The sequence below is a fragment of the Calothrix sp. CBUCES-K 9914 genome, from assembly GCF_059640475.1.
In genome coordinates this window covers 1-9820 of the sequence record NZ_JBXXZH010000308.1, presented here as the reverse complement: position 1 = coordinate 9820, position 9820 = coordinate 1, and the positions used below count along the sequence as shown (strand labels likewise).

The following is a 9820-nucleotide window of genomic DNA, read 5'->3' as shown; positions in this document are numbered from 1 at the left end:
ACTTTTTTTGAGATGCACTACCTAATTTACTTATTATACCTCATGTGACTGGGAACCGCTATAATCTCCCAAGGAGTAGTAAGCAATTCCCAGATTACCCAGAGCCTTACCTTCACCATTATAGTCTTTGATTTCACGTGCGATAGCCAAAAACTGCTGGTGGTAATCAATGGCTTTGGCGTAGTCTCCCAAGGCTTGGTAAGCAAGTCCCAGATTACCCATAGCGTTACCTTCACCATTACGGTCTTTGATTTCACGTGCAATGACTAAACTCTGCTGGTGGTAATCAATGGCTTTGGCGTAGTCTCCCAAGGAATAGTAAGCAATTCCCAGATTATTCAGAACACGACCCTCACTATTACGGTTTTTGATTTCACGTGCAATGACTAAACTCTGCTGGTAGTAATCAATGGCTTTGGCGTAATCTCCCAAGGAAGAGTAAGTATTTCCTAAATTACTCAAAGATTGACTCTCACCATTACGGTCTTTGATTTCACGAGCAATAGCCAAACTCTGCTGATAGTAATCAATAGCTTTGGCGTAATCTCCCTGGAAGAAGTAAGCATTTCCCAAATTACCCAGAGATAGACCCTCACTGTTACGGTCTTTGATTTCACGAGCAATAGCCAAACTCTGCTGGTAGTAATCAATGGCTTTGGTGTAATCTCCCTGGAAGAAGTAAGCATTTCCCAAATTACCCAGAGATCGACCCTCGCCATTACGGTTTTTGATTTCACGGAGAATAGCCAAACTCTGCTGGTGGTATTCAATGGCTTTGGCATAGTCTCCTAGGAAATGGTAAGCAATTCCCAAATTGCCCAGAGATTGACCCTCGCCTTTGCGGTCTTTGATTTCTCGATAGATAATCAACGCTTGTTGCAAAGACTGTAATGCTGCTGTAAATTGACTGGTTTCATTCTGCTCAATACCTTGTTCTAACAGTTGGTCTGCTTCTGCTGTGCGGGGGTCATTTTCGGTTTTAGCTAACTGTAGACCTTCCTGAGCAAGTTTCTCCAAATCCTGATTATTGATTTCCTTGGCAATAGCTAAACCTTGTTCTAAACTAGCGATCGCACTAGTGTTGTCTTTTAATACAACATAAGCACCACCTTGAAGAATCAAAGTACGTGCCTCACCGAAGCGATCTTTAATTTTACGATAGATAATCAATGCCTGTTGCCAAGACTGTAATGCTGCTGTAAATTGACTCGTTTGAAGCTGCTCGAAACCTTGCTGTAACAATCGTTCCGCCTCAGCTTTACGGTCTTGTGGTGTTTGCGCCAATACCTGCGACACCTGGAATAATATTGGCAAATTGGCGATGGGTTGTGAAATAGTCAAGATGAGAGCAACAAACGCGATTAAACTGTTTTTTCGATAACCCATAGATTTTAGAACCAAGAGTAAAACAGAGAGTTTAAACAGATATATCTCTCATCTGCCCAAAGATATGCAAATTATATGCGATGACTGATGACCGATAACAGTCAATAGTCAACAGTCAACAGTCAACAACCATAATCTGTTGTCTAATTTTGGAGAATAATAACGCGCGCTACTCTGACGACATAATAATAGACAAGCTTAATGCTTATCCTGGAGAAATTACTTTATTGGCTGTTGCCCCATTCACAAATCTTGCTGCTGAGATTAAATCTCCTGGCATTTTGAAAAAAGCTAAGGAAATTATTGTTATGGGTGGCGCCAAAGAAGCTCCGGGGAACGTTACCTCCAAAGCTGAGTTTAATATCGCTTTTAATGTTGATGCTGCACAACTCGTTTTTAATAGTCGTAATAATATTTTTGTATTGTCGCAAATTTTACTAACAAGTTAATTTTCACACCTAAGATGGCAGCCAAAATTGTAGGGCGGGTTAACCTATATATCTATTGTCACACTATGCGGCAATTGTACTTTCCTCACCACCATCCGCATCTTTCTGTTTTGATTTTTGCTTGGATGCTGGCTTTTTACGCGCGTCACCTGAAGGGTAGTGATAATCGGATACATCGAAATCGCGTAGTTCATCCATGCAAAATTCAACCAAATCCCCTAACTTGATTTTCCTATTAGGAGTACGATTCTTGTCACATAACTCGTTTATAGCGTTGAATATCTGGATAAAGCGCTTTTCATTGATTTCCGGCATATACTCAGCTTGGCGCCACTTGGTAACAGTACGGGGCGCCACCTTCATGAAAGTTGATAATTGCGTAGTTCCAGTAGTTTGGGAAAACTGCTATCCTCACCTCACTAGTTGGCAGCCTTTCAGAGTCCAGCGAATCGAAGTTAATGGCTCTGTCAAACTCGAAAACGTCGTCAATTTAATACCAATTAAAGAATTGAAATTATCATGACCTGCATAGCTATTATCACATTTTAATCACTTGCGGTAAAATAGAATACAAATTAGTCAAACATTAAGCGTACTAAACAATTGACGTGCAAAATAAAACCAAAATTATTTTAGATACAGACCCAGGTGGCGATGATATTTTTGCGTTGCTATGGCTTTTAAGTTTGGTGAAACAAGGTTTTGTTGAGTTGGTCGCTGTGACTACGGCAGAGGGAAACGTTAATGCTGGCACCACGTTTGCTTGCGCTAGTCAAGTACTTAATTTTACTGGCTTTGCACAAATTGAGTTAGGTAAAGGCGTTGTAGAACCTACAAATGTTGAGGATGCGGCGTATATTCACGGCGCCGATGGTATGGGGGGTTTATCACAAACTCTGCCTGATGTTAAGCACGATTATAGGAGCGCGCGGTATTCTGACGATATTATAATAGACAAGTTAAATGCTTACCCTGGTGAAATAACTTTATTAGCTGTGGCGCCATTAACAAATCTTGCTGCTGCTGAAATCAAATCTCCAGGTATTTTAAAAAAAGCTAAGGAAATTATTATTATGGGTGGCGCCTTTGAAGTACCGGGAAACGTCACCTCACTAGCTGAGTTTAATATCGCTTTTAACGTTGACGCTGCACAACTCGTTTTTAATAGTCGTCATGATACTGTTGTATTGTCGCTAGATATTACTAACGAGTTAATTTTTACACAAGAAATGGCACAGGAAGTTTGTTTGTGTAACCCAGAAAACCCTGTAGCTAAATTTATTGTACAGTTATGTGATTTCCTAACTTATACTTCACTAACTTACCGTCAAACAGAAGGTGTAAAAGGCTTTCTAGTTCATGATGCTGCTACTGTGGGTTATTTATTTTATCCAGAGACGCTTTTACTACAGCGCGCGCAAGTTGATATCGAGACACAAGGTCAATTTACTAAAGGTCAAACAATTATAGATAATCGACATGTAACAAAAGCAAATGTTAATGCTTGGGTAGCGTTACAGGTAGATGCTGTAAATTTATTGGCAAGTCTGGTAGAAGATTTAAAAGTTCTTGTGTATTAATTTACCATTCAGCGTCAGGAGATGAGGTTATAGCAGCAAAAAGCGAAGAGTAATCAGCTTGAGCAAATGACATGCGGATTGCTGCATCAAGAATTGTGCGGACACCATCAATGCCATTAATATTCAAACCTGCGTTTTTCGCTTCATCAATGAATAAATCTGTATCTTTCAGTAGATGTTTAGTGGGAAAACTCGGGTTATCATAGCTATTTTCGAGCATCCTTTGTAATTTATTGTCAAAAATCGGTGCGTATAAAGCGCTCTCACGCAAAATTTGCATGAACACGTTTACATCTATATCTTGACGTTGGACAAATTTTAATGAGAGTGCAAAAGCTGCTGTTAATGAACTTATTAGCTGGTTAAATGCTAGTTGTAAACCTGCGGCTGTTCCTACTTGTCCGACATATACAGGTTGCTGTCCAAAGTGTTTTAGTAATTCTAAATTACGATGATACTGTTCACGATAGGCGCCAACCATTACAATTAGTTTACCCTGAGTTGCTTCGGTAGTGCTGCCCAAAACTGGCGCCTCAATATATTCTCCTCCAGCAGCAACAACGGTATCGCGAATTTCTTTACTTTCTGACGGGGTAATAGTTCCCATTTGAATGACAGTGCGTCCAGCTAACATTCTAAAAGAAGTATCCGATAATAAAACGCTGTAAATCGCTGGAGCATTCGTCAACATTAGAATTACACAGTCTGCCGCGCGAATTGCATGACGTGGGTGTTCAGCAATTTCTGCACCCAATAGTTTGAGTGGTGCCAATTTTTCTTTTGTACGGTTGTAAGCAATTAAATCTATATTTGCCTCTAATAACCGTTGCGCCATCGGCAACCCCATTAGTCCAGTTCCCAGAAATGCCACCTTCATACTGTATCCCAATACCTGTTCTTTATATTCTCTATCCTAATTATTAATTATTTATGTTTGAAAGTACAATCGCTACGAACAATAACTTCTTAATTAATAAATTATTTCAAAAGTTATTACTCAACAATACGTTTAATTAAAACTGTTATTTACTAACATTTATCAATTGGTAGTCTAGATCATTAATTTTAAGGCGTTGTATGGTGGACAGTGCCCACCTTACGCTTACTCAGCACTTTCTACTCAGCACTTAATTACATTAGCCGCCGGCTGCAAATGTTGCCATTGCGTACTCAGATTCCCGACTTCTTTAAGAAGTCGGGAATCTATTTCTCATAGAAGCTTTTATAAACTAGCGCTTATCAATTATTTTTGTTTTTACGCTGTTTACGCTCTATTGCTTCAATCAAAACTCCTTCATATTCTTCAACCGATGCAACTTTTTTCAAAAGTTTTTGTTTATAAGCGCGTACTTCTTCAAGTCTCTTTTTAAAAAAGTTTGGGTCAAGTAATTCTTTAACATTTTTCCATTGTTGTTCTTCTGACGAACTACCTGCACTTGCGGTAGGTTCAAGCTCTTCGATTCGTTTCCATTTTGCAATTTGTTCAGGTGTAGGTTGATATTTTTTTTCTTCTGACATATTTATAAATCCTTGATTAATCAAAAGTTTTTAATTCTCTTTTTTGCTGTTGAGTTAGAAGAAATACAGATGCAGCATTAGATGTAAGTATCATTTCTCCTGAACCATCAGTGTCAATAAACCCTATTTCTTGATAAAATTCTCTCGCGCTTGGGATTGCCATTAATTTTACTATACCACTAAATGCTAGAGCTTGGCTTTCACGTACTATTCCTTCAATTAGTGATGTTGCTGCACCCTTCCTCTTCTCTACCTGCGGGTAGTCTATTGTGTTCCAGGGACTGTTTGTTAAGCTCTCTATCTCTAAACAATCTAATCGTTCTCCATCAACAAAAATTGTTGTATCTTGAATTAGACAAACGGTCGCTAATAAGTTTTGGTCATCTACTACGCCTCTAAAATCATCGTCTCTTTCAAATAAGTTACTTTCAATCTCTCTCACTTTTGACATGCATCTAAAAAAATCTGTGCCAAGAGCGTTTCTTTCTTCACCTTGATAATATAGGTCGAGATATTCTTCAATCTTAGAAATCCAAACTGCAAAACCTGCTTTAATTTCTATCGTCGCACCAACAATATATATAAATTCGTTCATTCTGAATGTTTTGGCTCAATAATTTATTTTATTTTAAAATAAAATGTCTTATTTTCATTTTAATTTATCATAAACAGTACACTTTATAAAATTTCCCCAACATTGCTGATACTTTTATAACTGCTATAAAGCACGTCTAATTTTTACTGGTTAAAAGATAAGTATTGATAATTATTGTAACTTACCGACTTTCGGAATTTTTAGGCGCCGATTTAATTTGAAGGGCGGCTGAGGACAGCCGCTCCACAAGATTATTCTACAAGATTTACATTAGCCGCCGGCTGCAAATGTTGCCATTATCAGCACTGAGAGCAAAATACCTGGGGTAAGTAGTCCAACTAACATTAATAAATCGTGAGTATTCATTGTTTTTTGCCTTCTGATTGTTACTTTTGGTCTCTTTTTTGACTTTAAACGTTGAAATGCTGAATCGGCTAGTTTTACAGAAAGATTAACAATGTTTTAATTTTTACTTTTTACTTTACTCTTAACTGGGTATCGTTAGACCAAGGAGAGGTTTTGTGGAAGTAAGTCCTTTACTTTGAATCAAAACACTGAAGTTTCCTAGTCCCATTGGGTCAATTAGTTGATGTAATGAGTCTCGGCGCCGCAGCATGTCGGATACTGAACTAGAATCAGAGAGGGCTGCGATTCTTTGTCCTAAACCTAATGCCATCAAAAATAAACCCTGCTGTGTAAATCCAACTTTAGTCAACCCGCGCGTTTCTCCCCATCGTTCTAAAGCTGTAAAGTCTACGTGTGTCGTGATGTCTTGCTTTCCTATATTGATGTATGGGTTCTCGTGGCGCCGATGTTGGTAGTAACATTGCAGTGTCCCCTGACTTCTACGAGGATTATAATAGCGATGCGCTGGGTAGCCATAGTCAATAGTGATGATATACCCACGCTGTAATTTATCTGCGACTTGGGTTAGCCAATCAAGTGCAGCTAAGTTAATTTCACTACGGTATCCATCCGGGTAACTACTTGTATCAATTTCAATCAAATCAAAGTATTGACTAAGTTTTGGTGTTGAAGGTTCATCTATAATTTCTATAAATGTATCTTTTGATTCAGATACTCCAACATAAACCTCTTTTAATTGCCCTGCTTCTACTACAAATTGATGTACAGGCAATGCATCAACCAATTCGTTAGAAAAAACACATCCAACCACTGAATTAACTTCTATTTCTACCAAGTCACACCAGCATACTGAAAAACCTTGCAATTTTTTCTGTTGTACTTGTCTTAATAGGAGTGATTTTTCAATTATGGTATATTTTAAAACAGAAAATAAATCACTATAATGTTTTTGAAGGTAATTTAAAATATCGATAGCTAAATAACCTTGTCCGGCGCCCATTTCTACAAGCGTAAACGGTGCTGGTTTTCCAAGAATTTCCCACATCTGGGCAAATTGTATGGCTAACATTTCGCCAAAGTCGGCGCCGAGATGAACCGAAGTGAAAAAATCCCCCCCTTTACCAATATTGACTGCTTCTTGAGAATAGTAGCCATGATTAGGGTTGTATAACGCTATATCCATATATTCGGCAAAAGTAATTCGCTGCTTGACTTTGGAAGTGATACAGTGAATAATTTCATCAACGAAAGTAATAGAATCCATTGAAATATATAGAGGTTATCAAGTAAATTAGATATTAAAAATAATTATCGTAAATTAATTAAATATGCCATAGGTAAGTTGGCATAGTAAAACTAAACTATATAAAGTTTTGTAAGGGTGAGTAATAGTAAATACTTTTACTTACCCTTGACCGTTTTAATATAGTTACATTTATTTGCATCGACTTAACTTATGCGCCCAATGCTACCAGGTGCCAAAATTCTGGTTGTTGATGAAAATGCTGATATGCGTGACTACTTACAGCGCATTCTTTCTGTTCGTTGGCGCGTTGAAGTCGCAAATAATGCGGAACAAGCAGTGATGTCTATCATTAACAACCCACCAGACCTTGTTGTGACAGATATGAATATGGTGGGAAGCGCTCTGCTGCACGAGATTCGTGCAAATCGAAATGCCATACCTATATTAATGTTAACAGCAAACGCGGACGAAGAAACTGTTGTCAATGGTTTGTTTGAGGGTGCCAATGATTTTATCGTAGAACCGATTGGGGCACGCGAGCTAATAACGTGCGTTGTTGCACAGCTTGAGTGTAGCCATCTGAGTGAATATAACCGACAAGCGATTTTAGCTTCCGAGGAGCGGTATCGTCAGTTGTATAATACTTTACAAAAAAAATCGGAGCAAGTTGATTTTGTACAACGTGCTGCCGGCATAGGGCTGTGGAGTTATGATTTGCAAGCACATACAGGTTTTGTGACCTCGGAGTGGCGCCATTTAATGGGGTTGAAAGAAGACGACGATGAATCTTGGAGCTTTGCGAAATTTCTGGCATGTGTACATCCCGATGACCAAAAGCGAATTAAAGCAGCACATTGGAAAGCAGTCAACAGTGAATCAGGTTTAGATATTGAGTTTCGTATCAACCACGCCGAATTTGGCGAACAATCGATTCTTGCGCGCGCTCAATATATTCCACCTTCTGAAAAAGATACGGCTCGTTTACTCGGTTACATTATGAACATTAGTGAACGTAAGCAATTTGATGAAGCGCTACGTTTAAGCCAAGAACGTTACAACTGCTTGAAAATGGTGACTGCTGCTATTGTCTGGACTGCGGCGCCGGACGGTCGCATTATGGAAGACGTGCCAATGTGGGAAGCTTTTACAGGTCAGAAACCTGGCGAATATAAAGGATATGGCTGGTTAAATGCACTGCACCCAGATGATCGCGACCCAACTTTATCTCTGTGGATAGATGCGCTCGAAATAAAACACCCTATGGAAGCTTTATTTAGACTTCGCCTGCGTGATGGCACATACCAAGAAATGCTCGCAGTTGGGCTACCTGTTTTTGATTTAAATGGAAACGTGTGGGAATGGGTAGGAACCGTCACGGAAGTTAGGGGGTAGGGTGCGTGAAGGCTATTAACAACTCAAAATAAAACCAACAATCTGGTAGCCTTCACGCACCTTATTGATTTTCTACTTATATTTGGCGCCTACACACCAAAATTAATGACACAGACCACTAGTAGGTGCGTTACGCTACCAGATTTTCGCTTCGTTTTTGAATTTTTGGTAGCGTAACGCACCCGACACTATCTATCTACGGAACCCATGATGATGTCAATGCTACCTAGAATTACAACGATATCAGCGACTTTCACCCCACGTAATAATTCAGGCAAAATTTGAAGATTATTGTAATCTGCTGGACGAATCTTGAAGCGCCAAGGGAATACATTATCATCTCCAACCATATAAATCCCTAATTCACCCTTACCGCTTTCGACGCGCGCGTAAGCTTCACCTTTAGGAATTTTGAATGAGGGAGAGACTTTCTTCGCAACAAACTGGTAATCAAAACCGTTCCACTCAGACTTTGCACCTTCCATCATTCTCTTGGCTTCGAGGTTTTCGTATGGCCCACCTGGAAGTCCTTTTAATGCTTGGCGAAGTATTTTGACTGATTCACGCATTTCCCGCATTCGCACTACATAGCGTGCCATGCAGTCACCACCAGTTTCCCAATGTACTTCCCAGTCAAAATCATCGTAACATTCGTAGTGGTCAACTTTGCGTAAGTCCCATTTCACACCAGAAGCGCGCAGCATTGGACCAGAAAGTCCCCAATTTATTGCTTCGTCGCGGGTAATAGTACCAATACCTTCGATACGGCGCCGGAAAATTGGGTTATTAGTCACCAATTTTTCGTATTCGTCTATTTTAGGTACGATGTAATCGCAAAATTCCAAGCATTTGTCAACCCAACCATAGGGTAAGTCAGCAGCAACACCACCAACGCGCCAATAGTTATTATTAACCATCCGATAACCTGTAGCAGCTTCCCACAGGTCATATATCAACTCGCGTTCACGGAACTGATAGAAAAAGGGTGTTTGGGCGCCAACGTCCGCAAGAAATGGGCCGAACCATAGTAAGTGGTTAGCGATGCGGTTTAATTCCAGCATTATCACGCGAATGTATGACGCGCGCTTGGGTACAGTTATACCAGCAATTTTTTCTGGTGCGTTTACAGTTACAGCTTCGTTGAACATACCAGCTGCATAGTCCCAACGACTCACGTAAGGGACATACATTACAGTACTGCGGTTTTCGGCAATTTTTTCCATTCCTCGGTGTAGATAACCTATCACCGGTTCGCAGTCAATACAGTCCTCACCGTCGAGAGTTACAA

Annotated in this window: 11 protein-coding genes; 4 read left to right on the top strand and 7 right to left on the bottom strand. The window is 39.6% G+C overall.

Features of this window, described 5'->3' with window-relative positions; translation table 11 throughout:
• Nucleotides 1–33: 33 nt before the first annotated feature.
• Nucleotides 34–1386 (bottom strand): tetratricopeptide repeat protein, encoded by a 1353-nt coding sequence (locus tag AC2JBO_RS39105; protein ID WP_496959020.1) that lies wholly within the window; start codon nt 1384–1386, stop codon nt 34–36.
• A gap of 149 nt (nt 1387–1535) precedes the next feature.
• Here AC2JBO_RS39105 and AC2JBO_RS39100 point away from each other — a divergent pair, with 149 nt between their 5' ends.
• Nucleotides 1536–1835, top strand: coding sequence for a nucleoside hydrolase (locus AC2JBO_RS39100; RefSeq protein ID WP_496959019.1), 300 nt, complete (start codon nt 1536–1538; stop codon nt 1833–1835).
• Between the two features lie 63 nt (nt 1836–1898).
• On the opposite strand, the gene AC2JBO_RS39095 is transcribed toward AC2JBO_RS39100, so the two are convergent.
• Complete coding sequence (locus tag AC2JBO_RS39095) at nt 1899–2198, bottom strand: hypothetical protein (RefSeq protein WP_496959018.1); 300 nt, start codon at nt 2196–2198, stop codon at nt 1899–1901.
• Here AC2JBO_RS39095 and AC2JBO_RS39090 point away from each other — a divergent pair.
• Together AC2JBO_RS39090 and AC2JBO_RS39085 are read left to right on the top strand one after the other, a co-directional pair.
• Complete coding sequence (locus tag AC2JBO_RS39090; protein WP_496959017.1) at nt 2197–2358, top strand: hypothetical protein; 162 nt, start codon at nt 2197–2199, stop codon at nt 2356–2358. The genes AC2JBO_RS39095 and AC2JBO_RS39090 overlap by 2 nt on opposite strands.
• Before the next feature lie 85 nt (nt 2359–2443).
• Nucleotides 2444–3415: a nucleoside hydrolase gene (locus AC2JBO_RS39085; protein ID WP_496959016.1), complete on the top strand. Its 972-nt coding sequence runs from the start codon at nt 2444–2446 to the stop codon at nt 3413–3415.
• 1 nt (nt 3416) lies between these two features.
• Here the strand turns inward: AC2JBO_RS39085 and AC2JBO_RS39080 are convergent, their stop codons facing one another.
• From AC2JBO_RS39080 to AC2JBO_RS39065, 4 genes are all read right to left on the bottom strand, one after another.
• A complete protein-coding gene (locus AC2JBO_RS39080) occupies nt 3417–4292 on the bottom strand; it encodes an NAD(P)-dependent oxidoreductase (RefSeq protein ID WP_496959015.1) in 876 nt (291 codons plus the stop codon).
• 362 nt (nt 4293–4654) lie between these two features.
• The gene (locus AC2JBO_RS39075) at nt 4655–4933 is read right to left on the bottom strand and encodes a hypothetical protein (RefSeq protein WP_496959014.1); all 279 of its coding nucleotides are present in this window, start codon (nt 4931–4933) and stop codon (nt 4655–4657) included.
• A gap of 16 nt (nt 4934–4949) precedes the next feature.
• Nucleotides 4950–5528 carry a hypothetical protein gene (locus tag AC2JBO_RS39070; protein ID WP_496959013.1) on the bottom strand — a complete coding sequence of 193 codons (579 nt, stop codon included), beginning with the start codon at nt 5526–5528 and terminating at the stop codon, nt 4950–4952.
• A 487-nt stretch (nt 5529–6015) separates the two neighbouring features.
• Nucleotides 6016–7158 carry a class I SAM-dependent methyltransferase gene (locus AC2JBO_RS39065; protein ID WP_496959012.1) on the bottom strand — a complete coding sequence of 381 codons (1143 nt, stop codon included), beginning with the start codon at nt 7156–7158 and terminating at the stop codon, nt 6016–6018.
• Nucleotides 7159–7350: 192 nt separating this feature from the next.
• Between AC2JBO_RS39065 and AC2JBO_RS39060 the strand changes: the two genes are divergently transcribed.
• Nucleotides 7351–8532, top strand: a complete 1182-nt coding sequence (locus AC2JBO_RS39060; protein WP_496959011.1) for a PAS domain-containing protein — start codon at nt 7351–7353, stop codon at nt 8530–8532.
• A 188-nt stretch (nt 8533–8720) separates the two neighbouring features.
• Here the strand turns inward: AC2JBO_RS39060 and AC2JBO_RS39055 are convergent.
• Nucleotides 8721–9820 (bottom strand): NAD(P)H-quinone oxidoreductase subunit H (locus AC2JBO_RS39055; protein ID WP_496959010.1); only part of this gene is annotated, 1100 nt, incomplete at its 5' end.

Bases quoted from the DNA above. Each gene is read 5' to 3' on its own strand.
- AC2JBO_RS39105 (WP_496959020.1), bottom strand. From the start codon at position 1,386: ATGGGTTATCGAAAAAACAGTTTAATCGCGTTTGTTGCTCTCATCTTG.
- AC2JBO_RS39090 (WP_496959017.1), top strand. From the start codon at position 2,197: ATGAAAGTTGATAATTGCGTAGTTCCAGTAGTTTGGGAAAACTGCTAT.
- AC2JBO_RS39095 (WP_496959018.1), bottom strand. From the start codon at position 2,198: ATGAAGGTGGCGCCCCGTACTGTTACCAAGTGGCGCCAAGCTGAGTAT.
- AC2JBO_RS39080 (WP_496959015.1), bottom strand. From the start codon at position 4,292: ATGAAGGTGGCATTTCTGGGAACTGGACTAATGGGGTTGCCGATGGCG.
- AC2JBO_RS39075 (WP_496959014.1), bottom strand. From the start codon at position 4,933: ATGTCAGAAGAAAAAAAATATCAACCTACACCTGAACAAATTGCAAAA.
- AC2JBO_RS39070 (WP_496959013.1), bottom strand. From the start codon at position 5,528: ATGAACGAATTTATATATATTGTTGGTGCGACGATAGAAATTAAAGCA.
- AC2JBO_RS39065 (WP_496959012.1), bottom strand. From the start codon at position 7,158: ATGGATTCTATTACTTTCGTTGATGAAATTATTCACTGTATCACTTCC.
- AC2JBO_RS39060 (WP_496959011.1), top strand. From the start codon at position 7,351: ATGCGCCCAATGCTACCAGGTGCCAAAATTCTGGTTGTTGATGAAAAT.